Source organism: Faecalibacterium sp. BIOML-A1 (assembly GCF_009679715.1).
In the GTDB taxonomy this organism is placed as follows: domain Bacteria; phylum Bacillota; class Clostridia; order Oscillospirales; family Ruminococcaceae; genus Faecalibacterium; species Faecalibacterium taiwanense.
In genome coordinates, this window is sequence record NZ_WKZJ01000003.1 from 211,865 (window position 1) to 237,864 (window position 26,000).

At 55.4% G+C, this 26,000-nt stretch carries 20 protein-coding genes; 1 reads left to right on the top strand and 19 read right to left on the bottom strand.

The window, feature by feature from the left end; all coding sequences use genetic code 11:
* Positions 1-39: 39 nt before the first annotated feature.
* The 11 genes from cas1e to GKG36_RS05315 all read right to left on the bottom strand — a co-directional run bounded on the left by cas1e (position 40) and on the right by GKG36_RS05315 (position 15,348).
* Complete coding sequence (gene cas1e, locus GKG36_RS05265; RefSeq protein WP_154259561.1) at positions 40-990, bottom strand: type I-E CRISPR-associated endonuclease Cas1e; 951 nt, start codon at positions 988-990, stop codon at positions 40-42.
* 1 nt (position 991) lies between these two features.
* Positions 992-1,624 (bottom strand): type I-E CRISPR-associated protein Cas6/Cse3/CasE, encoded by a 633-nt coding sequence (gene cas6e, locus GKG36_RS05270; protein ID WP_154259563.1) that lies wholly within the window; start codon positions 1,622-1,624, stop codon positions 992-994.
* 15 nt (positions 1,625-1,639) lie between these two features.
* Positions 1,640-2,302, bottom strand: a complete 663-nt coding sequence (gene cas5e / locus GKG36_RS05275) for a type I-E CRISPR-associated protein Cas5/CasD (RefSeq protein WP_154259565.1) — start codon at positions 2,300-2,302, stop codon at positions 1,640-1,642.
* Positions 2,302-3,360 carry a type I-E CRISPR-associated protein Cas7/Cse4/CasC gene (gene cas7e, locus GKG36_RS05280; protein ID WP_005942576.1) on the bottom strand — a complete coding sequence of 353 codons (1,059 nt, stop codon included), beginning with the start codon at positions 3,358-3,360 and terminating at the stop codon, positions 2,302-2,304. The genes cas5e and cas7e overlap by 1 nt, the downstream gene beginning before the upstream one ends.
* Positions 3,361-3,362: 2 nt before the next feature.
* A complete protein-coding gene (gene casB, locus GKG36_RS05285; RefSeq protein ID WP_154259567.1) occupies positions 3,363-3,977 on the bottom strand; it encodes a type I-E CRISPR-associated protein Cse2/CasB in 615 nt (204 codons plus the stop codon).
* 12 nt (positions 3,978-3,989) lie between these two features.
* Positions 3,990-5,603 carry a type I-E CRISPR-associated protein Cse1/CasA gene (gene casA / locus GKG36_RS05290; protein WP_154259568.1) on the bottom strand — a complete coding sequence of 538 codons (1,614 nt, stop codon included), beginning with the start codon at positions 5,601-5,603 and terminating at the stop codon, positions 3,990-3,992.
* Positions 5,584-8,304, bottom strand: coding sequence for a CRISPR-associated helicase Cas3' (gene cas3, locus GKG36_RS05295; RefSeq protein ID WP_243138978.1), 2,721 nt, complete (start codon positions 8,302-8,304; stop codon positions 5,584-5,586). Before cas3 ends, casA begins: the two co-directional genes overlap by 20 nt.
* A gap of 467 nt (positions 8,305-8,771) precedes the next feature.
* Positions 8,772-10,010 (bottom strand): Wadjet anti-phage system protein JetD domain-containing protein, encoded by a 1,239-nt coding sequence (locus GKG36_RS05300; RefSeq protein WP_154259572.1) that lies wholly within the window; start codon positions 10,008-10,010, stop codon positions 8,772-8,774.
* Positions 9,970-13,353: an SbcC/MukB-like Walker B domain-containing protein gene (locus tag GKG36_RS05305; RefSeq protein WP_005942560.1), complete on the bottom strand. Its 3,384-nt coding sequence runs from the start codon at positions 13,351-13,353 to the stop codon at positions 9,970-9,972. Before GKG36_RS05305 ends, GKG36_RS05300 begins: the two co-directional genes overlap by 41 nt.
* Positions 13,304-13,951, bottom strand: a complete 648-nt coding sequence (locus GKG36_RS05310) for a DUF4194 domain-containing protein (protein ID WP_005920847.1) — start codon at positions 13,949-13,951, stop codon at positions 13,304-13,306. The genes GKG36_RS05305 and GKG36_RS05310 overlap by 50 nt, the downstream gene beginning before the upstream one ends.
* Entirely contained in the window at positions 13,948-15,348 is a 1,401-nt protein-coding gene (locus GKG36_RS05315) for a Wadjet anti-phage system protein JetA family protein (protein WP_005942556.1), read from the bottom strand. Before GKG36_RS05315 ends, GKG36_RS05310 begins: the two co-directional genes overlap by 4 nt.
* A 210-nt stretch (positions 15,349-15,558) precedes the next feature.
* On the opposite strand from GKG36_RS05315, the gene GKG36_RS05320 reads away from it, so the two are divergent.
* The gene (locus GKG36_RS05320) at positions 15,559-16,116 is read left to right on the top strand and encodes a hypothetical protein (protein ID WP_154256224.1); all 558 of its coding nucleotides are present in this window, start codon (positions 15,559-15,561) and stop codon (positions 16,114-16,116) included.
* Positions 16,117-16,179: 63 nt separating this feature from the next.
* On the opposite strand, the gene GKG36_RS05325 is transcribed toward GKG36_RS05320, so the two are convergent.
* The 8 genes from GKG36_RS05325 to GKG36_RS05360 form a co-directional block, all read right to left on the bottom strand.
* On the bottom strand, positions 16,180-17,568 hold the full coding sequence (locus GKG36_RS05325) for a M24 family metallopeptidase (protein ID WP_005942549.1): 1,389 nt from the start codon (positions 17,566-17,568) through the stop codon (positions 16,180-16,182).
* A gap of 50 nt (positions 17,569-17,618) precedes the next feature.
* Positions 17,619-19,061, bottom strand: a complete 1,443-nt coding sequence (locus GKG36_RS05330) for a M81 family metallopeptidase (protein WP_154259574.1) — start codon at positions 19,059-19,061, stop codon at positions 17,619-17,621.
* Positions 19,062-19,095: 34 nt separating this feature from the next.
* Positions 19,096-19,392: a hypothetical protein gene (locus GKG36_RS05335; RefSeq protein WP_005942541.1), complete on the bottom strand. Its 297-nt coding sequence runs from the start codon at positions 19,390-19,392 to the stop codon at positions 19,096-19,098.
* Between the two features lie 128 nt (positions 19,393-19,520).
* Positions 19,521-20,942, bottom strand: a complete 1,422-nt coding sequence (locus GKG36_RS05340) for a glycoside hydrolase family 1 protein (protein WP_005942538.1) — start codon at positions 20,940-20,942, stop codon at positions 19,521-19,523.
* A 41-nt stretch (positions 20,943-20,983) separates the two neighbouring features.
* Complete coding sequence (locus GKG36_RS05345; protein WP_154256223.1) at positions 20,984-22,429, bottom strand: M81 family metallopeptidase; 1,446 nt, start codon at positions 22,427-22,429, stop codon at positions 20,984-20,986.
* A 142-nt stretch (positions 22,430-22,571) separates the two neighbouring features.
* The gene (locus GKG36_RS05350) at positions 22,572-23,954 is read right to left on the bottom strand and encodes a PTS transporter subunit EIIC (RefSeq protein ID WP_154259576.1); all 1,383 of its coding nucleotides are present in this window, start codon (positions 23,952-23,954) and stop codon (positions 22,572-22,574) included.
* A 379-nt stretch (positions 23,955-24,333) separates the two neighbouring features.
* Positions 24,334-25,095 carry a DeoR/GlpR family DNA-binding transcription regulator gene (locus GKG36_RS05355; protein ID WP_154259578.1) on the bottom strand — a complete coding sequence of 254 codons (762 nt, stop codon included), beginning with the start codon at positions 25,093-25,095 and terminating at the stop codon, positions 24,334-24,336.
* A gap of 55 nt (positions 25,096-25,150) precedes the next feature.
* On the bottom strand, positions 25,151-25,906 hold the full coding sequence (locus GKG36_RS05360; RefSeq protein ID WP_154256830.1) for a GntR family transcriptional regulator: 756 nt from the start codon (positions 25,904-25,906) through the stop codon (positions 25,151-25,153).
* Positions 25,907-26,000 lie beyond the last annotated feature (94 nt).

Genomic DNA, 26,000 nt, shown 5'->3' on the forward strand with positions numbered 1-26,000 from the left:
CCCCGCGCAGTTTTGGCGGGCAGTTCGTCATGGTGAGAACTACGATGTTTCATCACCCTCTTCTTCAAAATAATTGATGCCGTTGGCCACAGTGCCCACTTTGTTGTCCCACAGATAAACAGCTTCCGGCTCCTGTTCCCGCTCATCCTCATTCAGGAGCAGATACCGGATATCATGCACCATGCGCTCCAGAATATGATGCTCTACCATGGCATCCCGCACCCGGCGGCGCACTACGGCCGGCAGGTCGTCCGGAGCCTGTGCCGCCACTTCAAAGGCGATGGGAATGGTCACCTCGGCCTTGTACAGGTCGGCAATATCGTACACAAAGGAGCACTCGTGCCCCACATGAACAAAGCCAAGACCCGGGGCGCAGCCCAATGCCACGATCACCGCGTGCGCCAGACCGTACAAACAGGCGTGACCGGCAGAAAGCGCCTGATTGACGGCATCTCCCGATGCAAAATCCTCCGGGCGGTACAGTCGGCCGCTCCACGGAACACCGGTATCCTTGGAAGCTTTGCGGTATACCTGCCGCACACGGCTGCCCTCGCGTCCCCGCAGCTGCTGCATCGTCAGCCGGGAGATATCTTCGTCCGGGAAACGGAGCTGATACATCTTGCGTACCACATCCAGGTGCTTGCGGGTGTTGCTGACCAGTTCTGCCTGCCGCAGCAACAGCTGCGAGTGGGTGGTCAGGGGACAGCCATGGGCGTAATACCGCACACCGTGCTCACCTACCCAGACAGCACCCACGCCCGTGTCACCCATAAGTTCCATGGCACGGTGGGTCACCCGTGTACCCGGCCCCAGCAGCAGCACCGAGATGCCCGCCGCCGGGATCTGAACGATCCCTTTTTCGTCTGTAACGGTGATTGCGCCGTCCTGTCGGCCAAGGGTGCAGTGTTCCAGATACAGAAAGGTCATCCGGTCTTTCACCTGCGGCAGCGCCTGCAGGTCCGGCCGGATCATGCCCGGCATCTCGTCCATCTCAGTTTCCTCCGCGCATAACGGTCATCAGTCCAAGGCCATAGGCCTTGCCGCGCCCCATGCCCTGACACAGCAGTGCCCGGAACTGCTCTGCATCGGTCACCTGCAAAATGCCCTCATAGGTCACTGCCAACAGGGTCACCGGCCGGGTGCCGTGCTTGGCAAAGTGCTGCCACTGCACCCGGGTCACGGTAAATTCCTCCTCCCGCAGGGCAAAGCCGTGCTTTGCGGCGCGCTCCAACAGCCACTGCTTCTGGTACTGTGTCGTGCAATGTGCGGCTACAGTTCCCCGCGCTGCGGGGTTTTGGGGGTCTTTGCTGCTTTTGGTGGGGTTTGCGGTCAGCCGAAACTGCCAGCAGCTGCCCGGCTCCACCCGCTGTAAAAGCGGGTCGTAGCTGCGGGTCTCCGCAGCCGCTCCGGTGCCAAACTGCTCCACCACGCCGGACAGCTCTGGCGCATCTTCGCTGAGCAGCAGCAGATACAACCGCTCTCCCAGACGATCCAACCGCCACAGTCTGCGGCGGCGCTCCCCTGCAAAAGCGCTTTCCACTGCGCCATGCAGTTTTTGCGGTGCCGACAGCGCAGCCATGGTGCTGCGGCGGGTTGGATCTAGTTCTACCCGTGATAAATACATTCTCTCGCTCCCTTTTTACAATTCCCGGAACGGATCGTGCTCCGTAGTCTCCGGGCTGTCCGGCACTTTCTGCCAAAGCTCCCGTACCGAGCGGTAGCCGTACTGCCGATGATGCGGGTCAAAGCTCACCGGCATATCCCGCTGCGGAGCCGTGCCCGGCTCCAGCGGGTCGGCGTCCAACAAGATCCGGCTCTGCCGTCCCGGACACAGGGGCGGTTCCGCTTGCAGCACCTCCTGCAAGCTGCCCGAGCGTACTCCCAGACAGAGCGGCCGGGTAGGCGGGCAGCAGCGGCGGCCCAGATACAGCGGAAAGGCCGGGTGCAGCAGCGCCTGCTGCAGCTGCTGCAAAAGTGCAGTGTCGGTGCTTTCGATCCCGGCCAGAAACACGGCGTCCTGCAAATAATGGCGGTAGGTCACATAAGAGGTCTTTTCATCCTGCGTCTTTGCCGTGTGGTAGTCCACCAGCAGCTGCCCTTCCCGCTCCACGCGGACGCCAAACCGCAGCCCGGTCAATCGGAGCAGTGCTTCGCGCTCGTCCCGCCGCAGCCCCAGAGCTGCCGCCAAAAGGCCGATCACGCCGCTCTTGGTGGGTTCACGGCCCGTCTTGCGGGTCTCAAATTTGGAGTCCGCGCCCCACGCCTGTAAAGGCGCTGCCAGCCGAAGCAACAGCGTTGCCATTACCCCACCTCATTTCCGGCAAGTGCATCCCGGACAGCCTTTTCCAGTGCGTCCAGCATAGCCTTTGCCGTCTGCGCCGGAGCCAGTTCCTCCAGCCCGCTGCCCACGGTAAAGCTTTGCGCCGGGGCCTCGGCAAAGCTGCTGTACATCTGCTGCGCATACTGTGCCAGTGCCGCCTTGGAAGGCGCGGCATACCCCTGCGCACTGCGGGGCACGGCACGCTCGAATGCGCCGCACAGGTTCACCGGCTGATCCTCCCGCAGGGTCACATATACCGCATCCGGCAGAGTGCGGTTTGCAAAGGTGTTCTGCTTGCCGGTGGGCATGGAGAAGAGGAACGCCTCACCAAAGGCCCGCACCGTTTCCGCGGCCTGCGCTGCACCCAGCTGCCCGGCCAGCTCCATCACGTTCACTGTGGCATAGCGGTACAAGGTGGAGGAGTTGTACTCCACCGTGCCCAGATGGCCTGCACCGGCGTTGTCCTCTGCTTGACAGTCATCCACGGCGGTAAAGTAATCGTACTCGTTCTGCACAGCATGAGTGGAGATACTGTGTGCCACCTGCGCAGCGGCGTCATAGTTCAGAGAAGGGTCATCTGCCACCATACGGCCAAACAGCGCCATGTCCATCGAGGGCGCCGCTTTCAGGGCATCCCGATACTGCTTTTTATCCGCAGAGCCCTCCACAGCCAGCTCTGCCAATGCCTTTGCCTGCGCAGTGCTCATGAAGAACAGTGCCTTGGTGCCCTTATCGTCGCTCTTGATGCCCGCATTCTCCAGCGCTTTTTTTGCCAGCTTGTCCGTATCCAGTTCCGGGGCCAGTGCAAGGATCTGCGCCTTCACCAGTTCTGCGGCCTTTTTAGTGCGCTTGCCCACGTCCAGCTGAGCATTCTCCGCAAAGGCTGCGCGCATGGCATGCTTCCATGCCTGCGAGGATACCCGGGCGCGGAGCACACCGCCGTACACTGCCGTTTTTGGGCTGCCGGTATCGTCCCGGTTGATGCAGCTGGGCGGGACGGTCTGCAAAATGTGGAAATCAACATACAGGCGCTTATTCATGATCAATTCTCCTTTTCTTTCTCATCCGGTGCAGGCTTCGGGTCGCGGTACAGGTCCTGTCCCCACCGTAGACGAACATTGGCGGGGGTCTGCGCATACCGCGGGTCGGTGCATTGCAATTCATACAGGTCTGCCGCAAGCTGCGGATAGTCCAGCGGGATGCCGCCATCCTTTGCCGCGCTCAGCAGCTGGATCATGCCCCGCAGATGGTAGCTGATCTCGGTAATTTCTTCTGCGGTGGCCAGCGCGTTGAACCGCCGGAGCACACTGGCCTCGGTCCAGTCCTGTCCGGCACTGTTCCGCTCTGCCAGCTGCCGCACCGCACGCCCCAGTGTGTTGCCAGGGCAGTTCATGGGGCGGTCGTTCCCCTGCTGATGCATAGCATACAGGGTCAGGGCAAGGTAGACCGCCCACTCTGCCGCCGAGGGAGCACTGCGGCCCTGAAAGCTTTCCGGCATTTCCAGCAAAAAACTTCCCCACAGTTCCGGCAGTTCGCCGGGTGCGTGGCCGATGCCCCGACGCAGCTTTGCCAGCTCTGCCCGCCGCTGGTTGTCCGGCAGAGACTGAAGCCTGTGCAGCTGCTGCGCCGCATACAGTTTGACGTCCTGTGTTTTCATACAATTCTCCCTTTATGGTTCTGTTTTGGGATAGATCTCCCAAAGCCTTGTGCGGAAACGATTATAGGCCTTTGGCGAGGTATACAGGATGGTGCGCTCGGTCTTTTTATCCTTATCCACCACAATGCGGTGTCCCTTCAGGGCGGCATTTCCGGCCTCCATCACCATCTGTTTTCCCAGCTTTTCCGCGATGTTTCGCGCCTGCGCCTGCCAGCGCAGCGCTGCCTCATCCGGGTCGTCCTGCTCCGGGTCGATCGCCTGCAGCCACTGCCGAAAAGGCTGATCCACTGCAAAGTAGAATTGTGCACGAACCGCGCCGCCTGCATTTTCATTCCGGTCACCGGCGGCAATTGCCAGTTCCTGCGCAAAATGTCCTACCAGCGCCGCTGTCTGTTCACAGCGCTCGATTTCTCTGACGATCCGACTCTGCCATGGACGCCCTATCTCATCCAGAATCCCTGCCTGAAAGGTCAGGCTGTCGCTGAAAGAATCATTTACAAAGAAGTCCTTATCGCCATATTGGACACCGGAGATACGGAAATGTACCTTTCTGCGGGGATCCAGAAGTTTCAATCTCTTTTCCTGCAACTTTTCGATCCAGCATACAACGCCCGGGCGATGCCCGCTGTCCTGACAAAAGACCGCCGGGAACTCCCGCCAGAATTGTTTAGCCGGGTCATGACGACAGGGCACAAACACCACCGGTTCATTTTTCTTGATTGGCATCGTGCGCCAGATGGTCATCTGTTCGGCAAAGACGTTTTCTCTGGGGAAGAAATCTCCTCCCAGCAGACAGAACCCATCCACATTCTCCCCTGTCCTGTGCAGCAACAGCCTTCTGGATTGCAGGGTGAGCAGCTGTGCCGGGTTGTCCGGGCAGCAAATTTCTGTCCGTTCCGCGCTCTTTGGTTCTTCCAATTCCCAACAGGGCTTGCTTTCGCCCCAGCATTCCCGGCTGTCGCGCAGCAGCGTCAGGTTCAGCATCAGGGTCTCGTACAGATTATCGCCCTGTGCCTGAATAAAACCGATTTTGCCCAGCCACCCGGCTCCTACTGACGGAAGTCCCTTTCCTTTTGGCTTCGCGGAGGTGTCATCATAGCCGTTCACGCACAGCAGCCACCGCGCCGCCTGCGGATAGCTCAGCTGCTCCTTGCTCTGCCCCGCATACAGTGGAAAGAGCCGGAGTTTATTGCTGCTTTCCGACATTTCACCGTTGAGTTTGGCCGCGCCGTATTCCGTGCCGATCTTTGCCTGCGGCACCTGCCAGAAGGGGTGTGTCGGGTGGAACAGCCAGAAGCGGTCCTTCCACTGCTCCAGATAGTCCCGGACAGGCTCTGCCGGGAAATGCCCAAGCTGCCACAGCTCGCTCCAGCGCTCCAGTGCATCATCGCTCTGTGCCAGCGGTTGGGGTTTTCCCTTTGCATCCACCCGGGAGAACACGGTGAACAGCACCGCCAGCAACAGCCGCAGCACGGCGGCATCCTGCGTGGGCATTTCGCCTGCCAGATCCACATAATCCTGCGCATGGAGCAGTGCGTCCGTCAAAGAAACTTCCTGCACCGTATTATCTGGCCGACGAACCCGGACCCACGGCTCCGTCAACAGGTTAAATTCGATCTCCTTCATCCGTTTCCTCCTTTTGGTAGGTCAGGCCGTTTTCACGGTCATAACAAAGCTCCATGCCCGCAAGATGGGCGGTCAGGTTTTCGTCCAGTAGCAACACCAGCTCTCCGTGCAGCAGCGGAGACAGCTGCCACGCCGCAAGTCCGCTGCGGTTGTCCGCTTCCAACTCCCGGATGACCCTATCCACCTTCCACGCTTTGCCGAACACCGCCGGGAGCCGCAGCTTCTGCCGGGCAATCTTCAGTGCCGTTTCCGGCGGGGGCGGGCTGTCAGCAGCTACGGCGCTGCCACCCTCCTGCCACGGCAGAAAGTGGATGCTGCCGTCTGCCCGACACTGCATTACAAGCACCTCTACCGAGGGGTCGCCGTCCCGCACTGCTGCCCGCGCCGCCGGGTCGGAGCGGGCACCCTCGTTCTGCATCCAGTCGTCCAGCGTATTCAACTGCGCCAGCCGGTGCGTTTCCGGCTGCGGCACAAGGTACGCCTCGGCGCGCGCTTTCTTTTTCTCCTGCGTCTGCTCATATACGCAGCGCATTTCCTCCCCCTGCGCTCCACCGGGAGCTTCCCGCTCCCAGCCGTAGACCTGCTGCACCAGCGGAGAGATTTCCTCCGGCAGCCGGATGCTCCGGGGCAGAAACTTCCGGGTGCGCCAGAGCAACCACTGTCCATATACCGCCTCGCTGCCCGCATCAAAGGCATCTTCCCCGGTGTCCAGCACCGCGCAGCAGGCCTGCTGCAATGGGGCGGGGCGGCTGCGGCGGTGACGGTGCAACCGTCCGATGCGCTGCAACAGCAGATCCATGGGGCAAAGCTCTGTAACAAGAACGTCCAGATCAATGTCCAGCGACTGCTCCATCACCTGCGTGCCCACCACGATCAGGTCGTTCCGGCGCTCCGGTTCAGAGCCCTTGCCAATGCGTGCCATCAGCTGGTTTTCCCGCGCTGCGCGGTCCGGCATCAGGAACTGCGCATGGAACAGCTGCACCTCTTTGTCCGGCAGGCTTTCCCGCAGCAGCTGCGCGATCTTCTGCGCTTTTTTGACCGTGTTGACGATCACTCCCGCGCAGCCGCCCTCTGCCAGCTTCCGGCGCAGCAGCGCGGGCAACTCCGGCTCTGTGAGCGTGGTCAGCTGCACCGTTTTACCGGGTGCGTCTGGTGGGATGGCCGTCTGCTTTACCTCTGCGCCGTCCGTCCATGTCAGCAGCGGATAGCCGCAGCTGGTTTTCCATGGGACGTCCGGGACAGCCTTTTTCTGCTGGTAAGCCTCGACCAGTTCCGCGCGCCGCCGGGCAGGCAGGGTGGCTGACAGCAGGATGACCGGCGCCTTGTACCAGCCCAGCCATTCCAGTGCACGGTCCAGATAGCAGTTCATGTAGGTATCGTAGGCGTGGCACTCGTCAATAATGACCACCTTGCCCGCAAGCCCCAGATGCCGCAGCATAACGTGCTTCTGGGCAAGTGCCGCCAGCAGCAACTGATCCACTGTTCCAATCACAAAGTTTGCCAGCAGTGCCTGCTTGTTTCCCCGAAACCACTGGTGTACCTGCACCTGATGCGCTTCCTGCGCGTCCTCCTCCAACTGCACCCCGCGCCCCTGCAGCCGCAGATAGCACTCGTTCAGTTCTGCCATGCCGTGTGCCAGCTTTATAGCCTGCGGCAGCGTCTCCTCAGACTGTGTGTCTGCCCAGCCAAGCAGCCGGGGAAAGATGCCGTTTGCCGTGGCCTGTGTGGGCAGCCCGAAAAAGACACCACCCAGCCCGAACCGGCTGGCCATGACCTCCGCAGCGGCCAGCGCCGCCTCGGTTTTACCCACGCCCATCTGTGCTTCCAAAATCAGGATGCCCGGTTCCGCTGCGGTATCCACAGCCTCCAGAACAGCCCTCTGCACCGCATTGGGCGCAAAGCCGAACCGCACCGCAAACTCCTGCGGGTCTGCGATGCCCGGCTGTGCCTCCCACGGGAAGGGCAGCGCCAGCTTTTCCCAAGCCCTGTCCACCCGCGCCGGGTAATCCTCCATGCTGCCCAACTCCTCTACCGGGATCAGGGGAAAGTATTCCGTATTGCTGGCGATCCAGTCTGCCATGATCAGAAGTCCGGTCAGAAGCACTTCCTCCTGCGGATTCAGATCATCCAACTCCGCTGTGTCGTCAAAGCCACAGTCCTGCAAAACAGTCATGAGCAGTTCTGTCCAGAAGTTCTCCCAGACCTTTTTCTGTCCCTTGGGGTAGTAGTTGCTCTCCCAACCCTCTAACTGATCATCGACCGCCGCGCAGCTCTGTGGCTTGCCGTGGTGCGCCCCCACAATGGAGGCGATCCCGCCGGGGCAGTCATCCCACAGCAGGACTGCCTCGCCCGCCCGGGCATGCGGCGACTCCCGGCGATTCTGTTCAGGACAGTCCAGCGGCGTCAACGTTTCCAGCCGCTGCCTCGCCTCCGGCAGGGTGCGCAGGATATTTGCCTGAAAGGCTACCGTAGCCTTGCCTATATCATGGATTCCACCCAAAAACCGGGCATGTGCGAGCAACGCTTCCTCGCGCTCAAAGCCCATGGCCCGTTTTACGCTTTCGGGGAGCCACTGCCGGACTAGCCGCTCCATGATGCCCGCCGTATCCCACAGATGCATCCAGAGCGGCAGCCACAGGCTGGTATTTTCCGGGTCCGTTTTACCGGCCAAAAACCTTGTTTTATTCAACGTCCTTCGCATTTTTGCTCCTTTTCCGGTGTGTGCCTTCCATGTACCGAGCATAACAGATAATGTGTACTATAATCCGTACTTTTTGTATTTTATCTCCGCAAATGAAAAAAGCGGCACACCGGGTCGTGCCTCATCAAAACGAAAGTGTCCTCGCAAGGTAAAGAAACATGCTATTTATAGCCCGGTTCCGTTTTCTGTTTCAAAGATACGCTTCTGCCCTTCTGCTGTCAATGACTCTGCGCCAATTCATCAAAGCTACAAAAAAACGATTTCTTTTTTGTATAAAAAACCGCCCCGGCTTCCATTGCGGAAACCGGGGCGGTTCGTTTATTTTATTGGTGCTTTTTTAAGCCCTTACGCAATCACTTGCGGGGATTTTTGATAGCAGCCTGGGCAGGTGCCAAAATTACAGAGCGTTGGGAAGAATGATAGTACGTTTTTATAGGTCAACAAGCGTTTTTATCTTCGTACAGATCCTACTCCAGAAATATTTCCTGTTCGATTGTGACCCCGTATTGCAAAATCTTATCGATTGCATCGGCAAACAGCGGATGTCTTCCCGCATTCCGCTCTTCCTGCAACTTTTGCAAATACTGCTCCGGCCGATTCAGTCCGTTTTTGTGGTACTGTTCCACAAAGAGTCCTTCCATACGCATGGGCTCAAGTTGTGGGAACACCATTTGCAGGTTTTCGAACATACAAAAACCGCCCAGATCAATATCTGCCCAGAATCGTATTTGCATGTTTTTTCCTGCCACAGCGGCCAGTTTTTCAAAAAGTTTTTTCTTCTGCGGACTCAGAAAGCCACCGTGATAAACAACAAGTTCTTCCGGCTGTTTTTCCACCAGCAAATATTCATCATAGTTTGTTTTATTTTCGATAAAGGTAATGCAGCAGTTGTTTTTCAGGTCAATATCCACAATCTCTGACATAAGCGTACTGGGCAAAGCTACGCCATAAGGTTCTGCTGCGCTGAGTCGAAGTTCACCCTTTTGCAGCAAAATCGTGCAATCGCCCGAAAGCTCGTAGAGTTCTGGACGGGCATAGATTCCCAGAAATGAAAGCTGATCCCGTTCGCCAAGTTCCGCTTCCGTACAGGCCGCCGCCAGTTGGATATTATACTTACGTGCAATGCCGAGAAACAGTTCACGCACATTTCGCTCAAAATATTTGGTGTCGTGGAAGCACTGGCTGCTGAATGCACGCATCGTCACACTGCCGGACAGCTCTGCGTACCGCTGGAATGTAAGCAGCAGGTCCTGCAACAAATGGTCGTTCTCTCTACAAAAAGTCGGCACTCTCATGCTGTTCCGTGCCTGAGTGCATACAGCATCCCGCCATGCTGCGATCCATGAAACAGGATTGCCCTCCAACTTTTGCGTAATAAGACGTTCGACCTCTTCCGCCCTTTTTTGCGGATGCACTCTGTCGGCGCATTCATAGCACTGTGCGACCCGTTCCAGATCCAGCACGATGCAGGAGAGAACGCTCTGCTTTCTCGCCCATTCCAGACGCACCAAAGCCTGCTGCTCCAGCTCCCGTGCCGCAGCATTGTATGCATCCCGAACCACCGCATCTTCGTATTGATACTCCGGCAATTCCCTTTTATCAATGCGCAGCATTACCCGGCGTCTGGAAACATTAGGTTCGGAAAGATGCTTGCTGTTTTCAAACTTATCCAGCAGCCGGTTCAGGATCACTTGCGCTTCCTTCATTCTGCATCTCCTTTCCAAAGGGAATGATGTGCATCCGATACCCAGTCTTGTCCACCAGAAGCGTCCGGTCAGCAATGGGCATAATGTCCGAAACCTTATCCGGCGGCGTGCAAATGATCGCCTGTAGCCCCATCTTTCGGAGCAGGCGTACGCTCTCGGTGATCCGGTCACTGTCCATTTTATTAAAGGCCTCATCAAATACCACAAGACGCACCGTGTTGCCAAAGCGGGTGGCATCGTTCACACGGTACAGCTGAGCAAATGATGCCAGCACTGCAATATAGAACGGTGTCTGTGTTTCACCGCCGGACTTCATATTCAGTGTTTGAGAAAGCAGCTGCTTGGAACCGTTCTGGTCGGTCGTTTCCAAATCAAACTTCAGATACGTCCGGAAGTCTGTATAGCGGACGATATTCTCCTGTAGTTCGCTCTGTTTTCGGGTATTGAGCTGCGTATCGTCTGCCATTGTGATCTGACTGAACAGTTTTTCGATCAGTGGGCCGTATTTTTGCTGAAAGGGCAGTGCGAATAGACCGGATTCGCCTTCCATCAGTTCATCTGACGTGATCATGTTATAGTAATCCAGATAATCCGGGTTTGGCCCTACGCGAAATTGGTACTTGTCTGTGCCAAATTGTGCCTGGCGCAGGGCCTTGTTCAGGTTGTGCACCTGTTCTTGCACCTGATCGATGCTGGATTTCAGTTTGGCAAGGAAATCGTTCTGGAATTGCTCCATTGCACTTTCCCGTGCCGCCCGGATCTTTTCTTTGTATCGGGGCAGCTCGCTTTCCTGCAGAGTACGCCGTTCTTCCTCGTATTCGGTGTTATCCATCACCTCGATCTGGAATGCACAGGGTTTGAACCGTTCTGCATATTCTCTGCGTGCTGCAAACAGTTTCTTCTGAGCCCCGTCCATTGCCTTTGTGCTCTGCGCCAAACTGTCGCCGAAGTTCTTGCGGATGACATCTGCCTTTTTCAAGCGGACAAGCTCCTGCCGATAGCGGGGAACACCGATGGTTTCTCGGTATTCCTCCGTGAATCCTTCTTTCAAACCATCTTCGATGGCCTCATACCGCTGATATTTTTCCGGCAAGATCTCATATTCCAGCTGGTGGATGCGGCTTTCCAGATTGCCCCTTTGCACATTTTTCGCATCTTTTTCCTTGTTAAGTGCAAGGATCTCTTCTTTCAGATGCTCAATGATCTGCCGCTGCTCATCCAACCAGAACAGATTCAGCTGGGAAAGCTGATTTTTGACTTCTGCGATTTCCTTGGTGATCGTCTGGACGCGCTGGTAGTCCTCCTGCTTTTGCGCCACATCGATTCGGACAAATCTTTGAGTAAAAAGCGGGTCCTGCAGGCAGGCTAGCTGTTTTTGGAGCGGCTGCCAATGCCGCTGCTCCTCCTGCAGACAGGCCAATTCCTTTTCCAGATGGTCGATGCGGAGCTGTACCGCACGCCGCCCGATGAAAGCATCTTCCATCCGGTCCTTCCGAAGTGCGCGGGCCACATAACCCTGATACAGCATTCCTTCCGCCGTGATTGCCGTCCTATAGCAGCGCAACTGTTCTGCCGTGTCGCAGCATATCACCCGACCCAGAAGATAGTCCACATAGCTGCGTGCCAGCTTGTTTTCTGTCTCCACCTTTTCTGCCAGACTGCCGGGCAGCGGCCGAAGCGTCTCTTTTTCCCGCAGTTTTCCGATATCTACCAGACCAAACGCACGGTACTCTGCTTCCTTCTTCAGCCGGTCGTAAATATTAAGTGCTTCCTGATAGTGTCCCGGCTCCACCAGCAGATAATATTTCTGGTTATTTAGGTAGCCTTCTACCGCTCCACGCCAGCGCTCATCCGCCATTTCCAGCACATCTGCCAGAATATAAACGGGAACCGCATGCCCTGTTTTGCCCGCCAGATCCTTTTCCAGCCGGTCTTTGAACAGCAGAAGCCCATGGGGATAATCTTTGATGTTCCTGCGCAGATTTGCAAGCACCGCACTTTTCTGGTCGGCTTGTTTCTTCAGCTCTGCAATGCGGTCCTCTGTTTTATGAGCCGCACTGCGGACAGCATCCGACAATTCGGCCGCTGCCTGCTGCCCCGTTTCAAACAACTCCGCAGGCCAGGCAAACAATTCCTTCTCGTCACCAGTAAATACAGCATATGCTTTCTGCGCAGTGTTCGCCGCTTCCTGCACCGGTATGAGAAGTTCTTCCGGTTCCAGTTCTTGTATCTCCCCACAGAATCTCTGCAAATGCCGTGCTTCCCGCTTAATCTCCACTTCAAGATTTTGCAGACCCTGTTCCAGCTTTTTCTGCTCATCTCTCAGAGCCTTTTCCGTGTTGAGCAGACGCTCTTCCTCCTGGAAAACGTTGCTCTGCCTGCAGGCCAGCTCCAGCTCACTGCGGCGCGTTTCTTTCTGTTCGATCTGCCGCTCAAGCTCCTCCCGTTGCTCATTCACATTTGCAAGGTTCTCCTTGCATTCAGTTCGTTCCAATTCCCTCTGGTCGATCTCTGTCTGCGCAGCTTCTTTTTCGGCCCACCGTACCAGAAACTTCTGGATCTGGCAGCGGTCTATGGCTTGGTTCATCTCCTGATACAGCCTGCTGATTTGCTGCAGCGCATCCAGCTTTTCCTGCTGACGCTGCGCCAGCAATTCGTGCCGTTTATAATCCCGGATGTTTTGCTGCATCAGCTCAATATTGGGTTTATCCGGAATATCGCAGATGTTCTCCGTAATAAATTTTTGGATATCCACAATTGGCCGGAACGAAACAGCCTTCTTCATCATCCGTAAGACCTGCTCGTTGTGGACGTTCCACTTTGCAAGCATGTTGTGGCGATACTCTTTTTGAGTATCGTAAAATTCTGCCCGTGCATAGTTCTGCTTCAAAAAACGGCGAAGTGCAGAAGTCTCCATTGCCTCGCCCTGCTCAATAAAGCAATTTTTCGGCAGTGTCCCCGTGTAAATAAAGAATGTATCACGGTAACTTCCATCGCTGCGGCAGTCAAAGGTAACGCCCGTCACAAAGCTGCTGCCCTCCATCTCATCCTGAAATTCGCAGACAATATAGGTGGAAAAGTCCTTACCACGACGGGAATACGGGCTGTTATCATCCATGTCGGCGCGCAGGTAGCCTTCCAATGTGCGCTGCGATTTTTCGTTGGCCGCCTGATTAAAGTTGCGGGCGTTGGTCTCGCCCAGCAGTACGATCTGCAGTGCATCGATGACCGTTGACTTTCCGGCGCCGTTCTTGCCTGTCAGAAAATTGATGTCGCCCACTTCAATCAGTTCCTTACTGAAATAGAGCCAGTTGATCAGCAGGATCTTCTTCAGCTTCTTCATCTGTTTCCTCCTTTTTCAAAACAGACACCACCAAGTTCAGCTTTTCGCTGGAGACCGCAGAGAGAATGGTGGGCAATATTGCGATCCTGCAGCTGCCCTGGTTGAATTTTCCTTCCAGTCTTTGAATCACAGAATGGTTTTCCAGTACCGTAAACGCGCGTTTGACCTCTTCCATATTCGGCTTAGCCGGAAAAACGGGATAGTCGGTCACCACTTTTTCCAGAACATCCCGCACAGTACACACGGCATCCTGCTCCAAACCCAAACGCTCCATATTTTCTTCGTAGATCAGCCGTAATGCCAGCAAAATCGCCGTTTCTTTTTTATTGAGGTTGCAACGGTTAGCCTCGTCTGTGTTCAACACATAAAAGTATCCGTTCAGTTCATCCCTGCGCAAATCCCAGTCCAGCAGGCTCAGGTACTCCTGTACAGCCTCATAGTGCCGTGATAGAAAAAGATAATCTGGGTTATCCACCCTGCCTTTTCCCGGCTGGTAGATGGTTCGCACAATGTATGTGCGGCTGAGCAGCTGATTGCAGACAGATTTGAATTGTTCCAGTTCTTTTGCCGTTGCATTGGTAACAAAATCAAAATTCACGGCTTCTTCTCCTTCCTCCGGATCTGCATTTGCGGGATCGAATAGCCATTTTTGCAAAAAATGCCATCGAGTTCCTGGACCACATAACCGGCAGATGCATCTTTGCTTCCAAGGATTGCCAGCAAACTCATGATATAATCCTTGTCCTCTTCAAGCGAGAGCTCCTCCGAGCAACGAATGTCAGCGTCTCCCAGCCATCCCTGCACGTAAGCATTTACTGCTGCCCGGCCATATTTCGATTGCAGTAACTGTGCCGCTCTGACCTGTTCTTCTGTATTCGGTGCCTGATCATCTTGTATCAGCACCGACGCGGTTTTTGTCCGTTTTTCGGGGCGCTTACGGTACCACAGACTTTTTTCTGACAAAAAAGACTGCTCATACAATTGAAATACCGGTTGTATCTGGTCCACCAGCTCAGACGCCCTGCGGTTTCTGGACAGTGCCGTCAGCAAAACATTCAAATTACCGCGCACGCTTTGATCTCGGTTCGTCAGGTTCTCTATTTTCTGTGTTGCTGCCCTGGTATAGCGCCGGACCTGCGTATCAATTTCTTCAAGATAGTCCTTCTCTAAATTGTCATAGCGTTCTTCGATCCAGAAAATTTTCCTCAGCAGATCGGCACGGCAGTCTTCCAATGTCTTGCCCCGCTTATCACGCAATGCTTCATTTGCCATCGCCATCAGCAAGGTATCATCCTCTTCCCAGCGCCTAAGCACAGACTGAATGGGCACACGATACTTCGGCACTGAATCTTTGATTTTCAGCGGACGGATATATGCCTCCACAACCTTTTGTCCGAAGTCGTTAAAGTGTGCAGCCAGCACCTGGTTGACATCCTGCATATCGATCTGCGTCTGAAAATAATGCTTCACATTATGATAGACCATTTGCAACAAGCTAATCAGCGCCGTTGTGTTATCGTAGGCACTATAGAGAGCCGTCATTTTATCGTAAGCATTGTTGCTGTCGTCGGCGGTCCTTAAGACTGAGAAAGTTCCGAACACATAGGAATACCCACGAGCCGGGCTATCATCGCAGAGTTGGTGGAATAATTCCAGCAAACGGCTGCTGTAATTAGGAATCGTGATATACTCTTCAAAGTCGTCCCCGCGTTCTTTCTCAAACCACCCCTTACTACACAGCTTGCGGATCAAAAAACGAGCGCGGCCAGAGATATCCCTCAGTTCCTCTTCGTCAATGTCTTCATCTTCAAACGTAGCATCCGCCAGTTCCTGTTCCAGCCTGCCGCGTAGCATGGAATACAAGACATCTTCCCGTATTTTCAGGTTTTCTTGGTATGCTGCGTACAGTACGTCCAGTGCATCCGCATATAAAATACGGTTGGGTGAAGCCAGCGGCGAGAAAAGTTCGCTTGGAACCGCTTCAAAAAACTTCATAGGCCTACCACCTTATTCGACTGATATACGCTTTCTTTTCTATTATTGTACCTTCTTTCCGCTTACAAAACAAGACGCAAAAAAGGGGCTGTTGCAAAATAGCAAAAGCGAAAGACGTTGAAAACTTCAGCAAAGAGTGCCTGAAACAGCCCAAAAGTTGAAAACTTTGTCATAAATTCAGAGAAAAAGGTATAGCAAAGCTGAGCCTCTGTGAAAAAGCAGGTGCTCAGCTTTTTACATTTTCAGTTCCAAAAAATTCTACTCTTTTTTGAGGGGAAAAAGATGAGATTTTCTCTTTCCGCGTTGCAATTTGGAAAAGAACTTCTGGAGGTCAAAAGCAATGCAGAGGAGAAACAATTCGGTAGAGATATTGGTTCTCCCTCGCATCAAGAAGCGCCGGAAGTTCCTCAAGCTGGGCGTTGGCTACATACACCGGTTCATGTTCATCTATTAAAATATTTTCGCTTATTGGCAGGGTCAGCTGTTGATATATGCCGCCCTTTCCTGTATACTGTTCATGTTGTATCTGGTTCATTGCAGTTTCAGTTTACAACAAAAAATGAGATAGGCAACCCCTTTTGGGGAAGTCTATCTCATTTTTTCGTTGGGGCTATTTTGCAACAGCCCCTTGTCGCTCGCTCAAGCTACCCAACGCAAAAACTGCCCCGGCTTCCTGTTACGGAAACCGGGGCGGTTTGTTATACTTTATTTGTGCTCTTTATTCACGTTTTTTCAAGCTCTCGCGCAATTATTTGCGGGGATTTTTGATTGCAGGCTGGGCGGGTGCCAAAATTATAGAGTATTCAGAGACATCCATGGATGTTTATGGACTCAGCGGCTCACAAATGCCATGTCCTTTTCCAGCAGGTAGGGCCGCAGATAAGCCACTGTGCCGCACATGGGCAGTACATCTTCCGAAAGCTGAATGCCAAGCTGCTGGATGATATACTGCCGACGCACCTGCATCCGCTGCCACATCTCCGGGTACTGCTGGCAGATCTGCTCCTTCAGAGTCTCATCGGCCAGCACCACGGTGCTCTCGGCACAGCTGCCGCCGTAGCCCGGCACCGATGGAATGATATCGATCTGCAGCATCATGCCGCTGCGCAGAACCTCTGCGGAGTGCTCATAGATCGGAGAGCAGAGCCATTCTTCCTCGGCCACCAGATGGCCAGGGCAGAGCGACCAGCCGTAGGTTGCACGGGGCAGAATTTCTTCCACCTTGTCGAACATCTCACCGCCGGTCATGCCCACATGGATCTCCTCCAGCCAGCGGGTATAGGCAGCAAAGTAGGGAGCCGCTACCTTTTCCACATAATCCTGAGCGCCCTGCGGCAGCTCCGAAGCGTCGTGCACTGCATAGGCTGCGCGGCTGGAGGAGCCGCCCGAATAGCCGACGGTCAGCGAAATGGTATCGCCCACCTTGACCGTGTTCTGGGTGGGGAACATATTGCCCTTGATGAAGCGCGGGCCGCTGGCGGCAATGGTCACGATGCTGTTGTGCTGGCCCTGCCGGTTGAGCTGAGCGCCCAGTGCGGTCTCCGGCACACCGGGAGCCAGAAGATCCATAGCATCCAGCACACCGTCTGAAGCCAGTGCAGCGCCATATTCGTAATGGGCGATCTCGTTAGCGTTGTTAGTGGTACGGGCACCGCCATCGCCAAGGAACAGATCTCCGGCATTGAACAGGTTCTCGTCGCCGCCGGTAATGGCACGGATGGCATCCAGAATAAAGGCCGGGATGTCAAACAGTTTTTCGTTTTTCTCCACCGGGCTGGTAAAATGCTTCCATCCTGCAATGCCGATGCGGCGGCCCGGCGCAATGCCTGCCTCCTCCAACAGAGTGCGCAGGGGCTTGTCAGCACGGTTGGGCTGGTTGGGCAGTGAGAACAGTGAAACATGCACGGCCTGCCCCGGGATACGGGCTTTGGACGCCTTGTTCAGATTCTCATTGCCCAGCACAAAGTGAGCCGTGCCGTCGGCGTCCAGAACCAGCAGAGACTCTTCAAAGCGGGTAAAATATCCCATCAGGTACTGGAAATTACCGCAGTGTTCGGCGTCACCGTACACCACCAGTTGCTCAAAACCGCGGGACTTCATGCCCCGCAGAACCTTGTCCAGACGTTCCTGGATAGTGGCATCCGTCAGCATGACCGGCTCTCCAGTACAGTCCTTGGGCGGCTGCGGCACCTTGGCCAAGCGGATATCGTACTGTTTCATTTTCTTACACCTCTCGTTATTGATTTCTTGTATTTGGCCTGCGGCCGGTTTCAGATTTTGTCAATGGGGTACATGGGGCGCATGATCTGCTTGAAGGGAATGATCCGGGTATCCTGCGGGGTAGCTCCCTGCGTCAGGGACATGACCGAGAACGCAGCCTTTTCCTTCAGCTCCGGAAAGATATAGCCCTGCTTGACCACAATCACATCGTATGCGTCCCAGTCCAGTCCAGCCCCCACGAACTGGTGCTCTTCGCACATGGTCTGGCGGGTACTTGCCACATTGATATCCAGTGGCAGGCCGTCCACCGACACCGCCACCGAATAGCCATACACGGCATCGTGGGGATGGTGCAGGTAGCCGCGCAGAGTGCCCTTTGCCTTCACCGTCACATCCAGCTCCACCGAGTGGGACATCTCATCGTGATTCACACCCAGATGCAGGCAGGCCTTTGCGCCGATCTCCAGCTGCGCCAGCTTCTGGTAGGCAACGGGGTCGCAGATGTTGGCAAACAGGATCTTCTTTTTCAGTTCCTTCTCCACCAACACCTGCCGCAGGATGTAGGTATTCCAGCCGGTGGCACCGCTGGTTACATTGTCGCCAGAGTCAGTGATGAAAGCAGGCTTGCCCTCAAACTCCAGTGCCATCCGCAAAGCCTTGTCTGGAGCAGCTGTCAGGCCGGTGTAGTGGAACTCACGGCGTTTGCTCCAGACGTAGACAGCCAGCCAGTCGGCGGCTTCCTCTGCATAGGGCAGGTCGGCTTCGGTCTGGGGCACCACAACGATGCCGCAGCCAGCCACCGGCGTGTCATGGCGGATGTAACCCACATGCCAGCTCACACTGCGGATATGGGGATCCTGTTCCAGCTTGTCCATATACTCGTTGATGGATCGCACTGGCTCGTCACCGGAAACGCTCTGCTCGCCGCCCAGGATCAGGGGCAGCTTGCGATATACCGAGTGGATGTTCTGGCGGTCTTTCATAAAGTCGCACAGCATGGCGGCTACCTTGCGCATGGTGGCAATGCTGTCGGTGTGGGGTGATTCGCGGTAGCTGCGGATCAGAGTGGTGGCCTCGGCATATTCCTTGCACAGATTGCCGTGGGGGTCACACACCACAAAGATGGGCAGGTACGGCCCTACCACCTTGCGGATCTCAGCCAGAATGTGGTGGTCGCCGGAACCAATGCCCTCCACCTCGCTGGCACCGTGCAGCATCAGGAACATACCATCGATCTCGTGGATGTGCTCTTTGACCGTCCGCACGAAGCAAGATTCGATGTAATCAAAGGTATCTTTTTTGATCACGCCCGCAGCACCGGCATCCGCCACCACCGAGGGGATCAGTTCAAAACCGGCCTGCTCAAACACATCGGCCACATGCAGTGCCTGAATGCAGTCATCACCAAAAAGCATCTTGTAATTGCTGATCTCGCATTTCTGCGGGATGTTCGCATTGGACTCCGTGATAAATTCGCCGACCAAGATTTTCATTGTTGTTTCTCCTTTTATTGTACCGTTTCCACCATCAATCCGCAACCGGACAGGCCGCTTTTTTCATGCGCTGGTGCGGCGAAAGCCGCATGGTTACTGGCAAAAACCAGCCCATGCAGTGCCCCAGCAGAAGCATACTAACCCAAGTATCTTCCCGCAGGGTAGTAAAGTCCAGATGGAATATCAGCACCAGTTCCGGACTCAGTGTCAGCAACAAATTGGTCAGGCTGCCATCCGGGTCGATATACCCTAGCAAGGCACACAGTCCCGGGGTAATAATGGCGTACAGGCCTACGGCCCATGTACCAAAGGTGTCGCTCGCCCATATCATGCCGCCAGTGAACCAGTAGCACCGGGATCACCGGCGAGACGCAGCCGGCAATGAAGTCCAGCACCACATCCACGCCATGGCGGATACGTCACGGCTTTTTGGGGGAGCCGTCTCCTGTGGCTCTCATATTACTCTCCCGCTTCTTCGGTTTTCTGGTATTCCTCGATCAAATTCTTGAACCAGTAATAGCTCTTTTTGGGGGTACGCTTGTTGTCATGGTCAAAGTCCACACGCACAAAGCCGTAGCGCTTTTCGTAGCCATTGACCCAGCTGTACAAATCCATGGTAGACCATGCATAGTAGCCCAGCACATTGCAGCCCTCTTTTTTGGCCTTAAGCATATAGTCGATGTAGCCCTGCATCATTTCGATGCGGTCATCGTCCTGCACATAGCCGTTCTCGTCCGGGGTCTCGTAGCAGCCATGGCCGTTCTCGGTGATGTACACCGGGATGTCACCGTAGCGCTCCCGGATCTCCATCAGGGTGTTGTACATGCACTTGGGGTAGATCTCGCGGCCCCAGAGGTTGCGCTTGGTGTCGGGGGCAATGGCGGTCTCGTACCAGCCCTTGATGCGCATACCCTCCTTGGCCTTGGAGCCTGCGCCGCGGTTGTTGTGGAACACCTCGGTCTCGCCCTCCGACCAGTCGGTCAGGTACATGCGGTTGTAAACGTTCATGCCGATGTAATCCACCTTGCCCTTGGCAAAGATCAGGGCATCGTCCAGCTTGATATAGTCGTTCTCAATGCCGTTCTCCCGCAGCAGAGGGATCAGCTCGCCGGGCAGCTCGCCCTTGATGGAGGTGTCCAGGATCAGGCGGTTATAGAACAGGTCGCCCAGCAGGCGGACCTTTCCCGGTTCTTTGGTGCCCGGCGCGATCTCCACGTTGCTGCTGTCGTGCACGATGCCGATCTGACCCTTCAGACCCATGGAGTGGTACAGGGCCACCGTCTTGGCACTGGCCAGCACTTCGTAGTACATCTGCTTAAAGTAGCGGTCAAAGTCCAGCTTGTGGTTCGGGGGATAGTTGCCCACCATATTGGTGCAGTAGGCGTAGTACTTGGGCTCGTTGATGGTGCTCCACAGCTTGACCCGGTCGCCAAAGGCCTCAAAGCAGACCTTGGCATAGGCTTCAAAGTCGTCCACGATGGAGCGGTTCTCCCAGCCGCCTTCTTCCGCAAGGACATTGGGCAGATCGTAGTGGAACAGGGTGACATTTGGCTCGATGCCCTTTTCCAGGCAGTAGTCGATCACATTGTTGTAGAACTCAATGCCCTTGGGGTTCACCTCACCCCGGCCGTTGGGCAGGATACGGTCCCATGCAATGGAGAAGCGGTAGGTGTTCTGCTTGCCGGCAGCCATCATGTCGATGTCCTCTTTGTAGTGGTGATAGAAGTCACAGGAGACATCGCCGGTGGCACCGTTCAGGTTCAGCGGGTTGCCGTGGGAGAATACATCCCACTCGCCCAGACCTTTGCCGTCCTCATCCCAAGCGCCTTCACACTGATATGCGGCAGTTGCACTGCCCCAGAGAAATTTCTGCTTTTCCATACTGTACAAGTCCTTTCTTTGATAAGCTCTCGTTTTGTTTTTTAAATATCGTCCACCGGGAACATGGGGCGCATGATGCGCTTGAAGGGCAGGCGGCGGGTATCCTGCAGGGTAGCGCCATCGGTCAGGGACATCACGCACAGCGCGCCAAGCTCCTTCAGCTCCGGGAAGATGTAGCCCTGTTTTACGATCACCACGCCGTAGTCCGCGCAGTGGGCACCGGCTGCTTCGAACTGATGCAGCTCCACCACAGCATGGCTCGCCTCGGCTACGATGATATCAATGGGGTAGCCCTCTACCGACACCAGCACGCAGGCACCGTAATCTCCCTCATAGCCCATAAAGCCTTCCAGACGACCATTGTGCTTCACGGTCACGTCCAGCTCTACCGGGCGGGACAGCTCGTCCAGATCCATGCCCAGACGGATATGCGTCTTTGTGCCCTCCGGAACATCGGCCAGCTGTGCCACTACAGCCGGGTCGGTGATGCAGCCGAACAAGAAGTTCTTGCCCTTGGTATCCGGCAACGCCATGACCTGCCGCAGCACCCATGTATTGGCACCCACAGAGCCGCTGGTGGTGTTGTCACCGGAGTCGGTGAGGAACACCGGCTTGCCCGGGCAGTTCAGCGCGGACTGAATGGCCTCTTCCGGTTCCTGCGTCAGGCCGGTGTAGTGGAACTCATGGCGGCGCTCCCACACATAAGCGGCCAGTTCGTCAACCTTCTGCTCGGCGTAGTCCTGATCAGCCTCGGAGTTTGGCACCACCACGACGCCGCAGCCTGCTACGTCCGTGTCGTGACGGATGTAGCCCACATGCCAGCTGGCACTGAGAATGCGGGGATCTTTCTCCATCTCGTCCATGTACTGGTTGATGGAGCGCACCGGCTCATCGGCGGAGACGCTCTGCTCGCCGCCCAGGATCAGCGGCAGCTTGCGGTATGCGGGGCGGATGTTGCGGCGGTGCTCCAACAGATCTACCAGATACCGGCAGCAGGTCTTGACCGTGTCGGCAAGGTCGGTGTGGGGCGACTCGCGGTAGCTGCGGATCACGGTGGTGCCGTCCACATACTCCTTGCACAGATTGCCGTGGGGGTCGCAGGCCACTACAATGGGCATATACGGACCCACCAGCTTGCGTACTTCCTTCAAAATGTGATGGTCGCCGGAGCCGATGTCCTCCACCTCGCTGGCACCGTGCAGATGCAGGAACATGCCGTCCAGCGTGCCGAGGTTTGCGCGGATATCGTTCAGCAGGCGGTTCTCGATGTAATCAAAGGCGTTGCGGGTGACCACACCGCCCGAAAAGCCATTGGCATAGACCGAGGGTACCACTTCGATGCCGGCATCCGCGAACACGGTGCCCATGTTCATCTGAGAAATGGCGTCCTCGCCAAACCGCAGGTCATAATTTTCCAGATCAGTTTTGTAGGGGATGTTGGCGTTGGACTCGGTCACAAACTGCGCCACCAGAACTTTTCTGCCCATAGCAGATCCTCCCTCTCAAAAGAAGCCTGAGCACACATTGATGCCCGCCGCCGTAGCGGCGACAGGCATCAATGTGCTTGGCTTTTTGTGCTTTGCTTTATGATGAAATTATGGCTGTGAATGTCAAAAGTCTAAACAGGGATCAGACGTCCTCTTTGTATGCCTTTTTGAGGATGACGGTGCAGGCGATGAACGCCACGACCACGGCCACGATGCCGGAGGCCAGCGCCACGATCATGTTGCCCATGGAACCGTCAGGAGGCAGGAAGAACAGCAGGGCCAGGAAGCCCGGGCAGCCGCCCACAACGTAGTTCTTCAGCTGGAAGATGCCTGCGATCAGGCCGCCGGCCGCTGCGCCGATGGCAGTGCCCACCAGCACACGGGGACGCATGATCAGGGAGCCGTAGAAAGCAGGCTCGGTAACGCCGCACAGTGCGGTAACACCGAAGGAAGCGATCATGCCCTTGCGGCCCTTATCCTTGAGGTGCATGGCAACAGCCAGTGCGCTGCCGCCGACTGCCAGGTTGGAGATAAAGCCCATCGGCGTAACAACCAGGTCGTAACCGATGCTGGAGATGCCTTCCACCATGATGGGGGTGATGGCCTTATCCAGGCCCAGCATGACCAGATAGGGATAGATAGCAGAGCAAACAGGAGTTGCAATAATACTTGCTGCGCTAAAGAATGCCTGAAGAGCATTGCCGACCACACCACTGAGCTCGGTGCCAATGGGTCCGAGGACGATCAGCGTAATGGGAACGACGATCAACATGGTAAGCAGCGGCTTTAAGAAGTAACGCACCATTTCAGGGATGATCTTCTTGAGCAGCTTATCCACCCAGTACATCAGGATGATGCCCATGACGATGGGCATCACGCTGGAGGTGTATTCTACGGTGGGAATGGGGATGCCGAAGAAATCCAGACCCTCAACACCGCTGATGGAGCTGCTGACGAGGACAGCGCCCAGGAACGCGCCCATGATAGGCTCCATCTTGAGCTTGTTGGCCATGGTGTAGCCGATCCAGACGGGCAGCATGGAGAAGCCGGCGCTGAAGATAGCCAGGCAGACCTTTGCGGTGCCGCTGTCGGTGCTCATTCCAAGGTAGTTGACCAGCAGGTTCTTGATGGCAAGGATCAGGCCGCCGGTGATCAGAGCGGGAACGATCGGCATAAAGACAGCTGCGCTGAAGTTGCCGAACTTCGTGACCCAGTACATAAAGCCCTTCTTTTCAGGCTCTTCCTCCACGACCGTGGGGCGGTCATCGGTGGGTTTCCAGCCGGAGACCTCCAGGAAATCGTTGAATGCATCGTTGACTTCCGGTCCGATGATGATCTGCACCTGGCCGGTCTTGTCCACAACGCCCACGACATGTTCAATGCCCTTGATGGCTTCCACATCCACCTTGGACTTGCTGGCGTAATGGATGCGCAGCCGTGTTGCACAGCGCTCAACGAAGGTGATGTTGCTCAGTCCGCCGACCTTCTCCAGGACTTGCTGGGACATCTTTGTATATTTGCCCATGAGTAAATGCCTCCCTTTCGTACCGTAAAATGTTACAAAATATCACATTTTGCACTTCATGTGATGAACAGCTGTGAAATATATTCACCGCTCGGCCGCAGCGAAAACCCGCAGAATTTCGTTGAGTTTTAACCATTCATCGTCTTTTCTACATTGTACCACACTCCGGGTCAAAGTCAATCAGTTTTTGTTACATTTTGTTCGTAAATGTTATTATTTGTTGCTTTTAACAAACAAAAAATCGAGTTTTGCATCATTTTCACTAAATTTTCGACTCGTTTACGCAAAAAAGAATGAGCTTTCCGGTGAAAGATAACATTTTCTCCGAAAAGTTCATTCTTTTTTGTTATTTTATGTTACTTTTAATTTCAAGTTATTCTCAGGCCAGCACCAACGGGATATTGTTCTGCCGGAACAGCTCCTGCGTAGCTGCATCCAGACCATCGTCCGTGATCACCAGATCCACATCCGTAATGGGGGCGATCTTGTAGAAGAACGACTTGTTGAATTTGCTGTGGTCGGCCATGCAGATCACCCGCTTAGCTTTTTCCACCAGCACCTTTTTGGTATGGCCATCCTGCACATCCACCACCGAAAGGCCATCAGTCAGATCGATGCCCTCCAGCGAGAGAAACAAGGTATCGATCTGAAAATGCTGGATGAAATCATCGGTCAGCGGCCCCAGAAAAGCCATGGAGTTCTCACGGAACTCGCCCGGACACATGATGAGCTTGATGTTCCGCATGGTAGCGGTGGTGTTGGCTACCAGCAGAGAGTGGGTCAGTACACTGATGTTGCGTTTGCCGCGCAGCAGCGCAGCCAGCTCGTTGGGCGTGGTGCCCGCATCCAGAAAAACGGAATCGCCTTCGTTGATGTACTCCATACACTTGGCCGCGATGCGCTGCTTTTCGGACACATTGATCTCATTTTTGAAGCTGATGCTGCATTCAAACAGCGAGCCGCTGTTCAGCACTGCGCCGCCGTGTTCCAGCGTAACCATGCCATCCTCAGCCATCGCATTCAGATCCCGCCGGATGGTCATGGAGGACACCTGAATACGCTCTGCCAGGTCGGTGATCACCACACTGCCGTTGCGCTGCAATTCATCCAGAATATAGCGTTTTCGTTCGATTGCATTCATAGCATTTCCTCACCGGGACTCCCATGGCCCCTCTTACACCATTTTCCCAGTTTCTTTACCCGTTCTCTTCCGTTTCGTCCAGTCGCAGCTCGTGCCCGCCGGTGCGGATCATATAGCGTTCGCTGTCAATGTACTGCTCATTCAGCAGCACCACCCGGTCTTTGCCGTCCAGATAGCAGGTGCGGGTGTATACCACAGGCCGCCCCTTAGCAAACCCCAGCGCAGCCGCTGTTTCTGCATCGGCGTACCGCACCCGAATGATGGTCTCCTTTTCCCGGATGACTCGCAGCTTTCTCCACTGCCGCAGCAGCCGGAACACCGACCCGCTCAACAGCTCTTTTGTCAAAAATTCCGCATCCTGCGGCGGAAAGTAATCGATCTCATACACCGCCGGCTTGCCGTTCAGGGCACGCACCCGCCGGGCGCGGCAGTAGCGTTCCTCGCCCTGCTTCACCTCAAACAGGCGGCACACTTCAGTGCTTGGCACCATGTCCAGCTCTGTGCACACGGTGGAGGGCCTGTACCCGTTGGCAATGGCATTTTCGGTCCAGCCGCGGGGCGCGTTCAGGTCGTTGCGCATCACCACCCCGGTCACAAAAGTGCCCTTGCCCGGGTGACGCACCACCAGCCCTTCCTCGCACAGTTCCTCCACGGCACGCCGCACCGTGATGCGGCTCACCTTGTATTGCTCCACCAGTTCATTCTCGGTGGAGAGCTTGTCGCCCTCCCGGCGGCTGCCGGAAAGGATCTCCTGCCGCAGGATCTCTTCCAGCTGCAGATAAAGCGGGGTCGCGCTGTCCGGCACCAGCATATTGTTTTTCCTCCAAAAGCACACATTCTATAATCTACTATGAGCATAACACAATTGTGTGGTAAAATCCAGTATTTCATCGGCAAATTTTGCC

Bases quoted from the DNA above. Each gene is read 5' to 3' on its own strand.
- cas1e (WP_154259561.1), bottom strand. From the start codon at position 990: ATGGACGAGATGCCGGGCATGATCCGGCCGGACCTGCAGGCGCTGCCG.
- cas6e (WP_154259563.1), bottom strand. From the start codon at position 1,624: ATGTATTTATCACGGGTAGAACTAGATCCAACCCGCCGCAGCACCATG.
- GKG36_RS05325 (WP_005942549.1), bottom strand. From the start codon at position 17,568: ATGAAACAGTACGATATCCGCTTGGCCAAGGTGCCGCAGCCGCCCAAG.
- GKG36_RS05360 (WP_154256830.1), bottom strand. From the start codon at position 25,906: ATGCTGGTGCCGGACAGCGCGACCCCGCTTTATCTGCAGCTGGAAGAG.
- GKG36_RS05305 (WP_005942560.1), bottom strand. From the start codon at position 13,353: ATGAAGAAGCTGAAGAAGATCCTGCTGATCAACTGGCTCTATTTCAGT.
- casB (WP_154259567.1), bottom strand. From the start codon at position 3,977: ATGAAAACACAGGACGTCAAACTGTATGCGGCGCAGCAGCTGCACAGG.
- casA (WP_154259568.1), bottom strand. From the start codon at position 5,603: ATGAAGGAGATCGAATTTAACCTGTTGACGGAGCCGTGGGTCCGGGTT.
- GKG36_RS05355 (WP_154259578.1), bottom strand. From the start codon at position 25,095: ATGAATGCAATCGAACGAAAACGCTATATTCTGGATGAATTGCAGCGC.
- GKG36_RS05330 (WP_154259574.1), bottom strand. From the start codon at position 19,061: ATGAAAATCTTGGTCGGCGAATTTATCACGGAGTCCAATGCGAACATC.
- GKG36_RS05315 (WP_005942556.1), bottom strand. From the start codon at position 15,348: ATGAAGTTTTTTGAAGCGGTTCCAAGCGAACTTTTCTCGCCGCTGGCT.
- GKG36_RS05340 (WP_005942538.1), bottom strand. From the start codon at position 20,942: ATGGAAAAGCAGAAATTTCTCTGGGGCAGTGCAACTGCCGCATATCAG.
- GKG36_RS05300 (WP_154259572.1), bottom strand. From the start codon at position 10,010: ATGAAGGAAGCGCAAGTGATCCTGAACCGGCTGCTGGATAAGTTTGAA.
- GKG36_RS05350 (WP_154259576.1), bottom strand. From the start codon at position 23,954: ATGGGCAAATATACAAAGATGTCCCAGCAAGTCCTGGAGAAGGTCGGC.
- GKG36_RS05335 (WP_005942541.1), bottom strand. From the start codon at position 19,392: ATGATATGGGCGAGCGACACCTTTGGTACATGGGCCGTAGGCCTGTAC.
- cas5e (WP_154259565.1), bottom strand. From the start codon at position 2,302: ATGGCAACGCTGTTGCTTCGGCTGGCAGCGCCTTTACAGGCGTGGGGC.
- GKG36_RS05345 (WP_154256223.1), bottom strand. From the start codon at position 22,429: ATGGGCAGAAAAGTTCTGGTGGCGCAGTTTGTGACCGAGTCCAACGCC.
- cas7e (WP_005942576.1), bottom strand. From the start codon at position 3,360: ATGAATAAGCGCCTGTATGTTGATTTCCACATTTTGCAGACCGTCCCG.
- cas3 (WP_243138978.1), bottom strand. From the start codon at position 8,304: ATGCGAAGGACGTTGAATAAAACAAGGTTTTTGGCCGGTAAAACGGAC.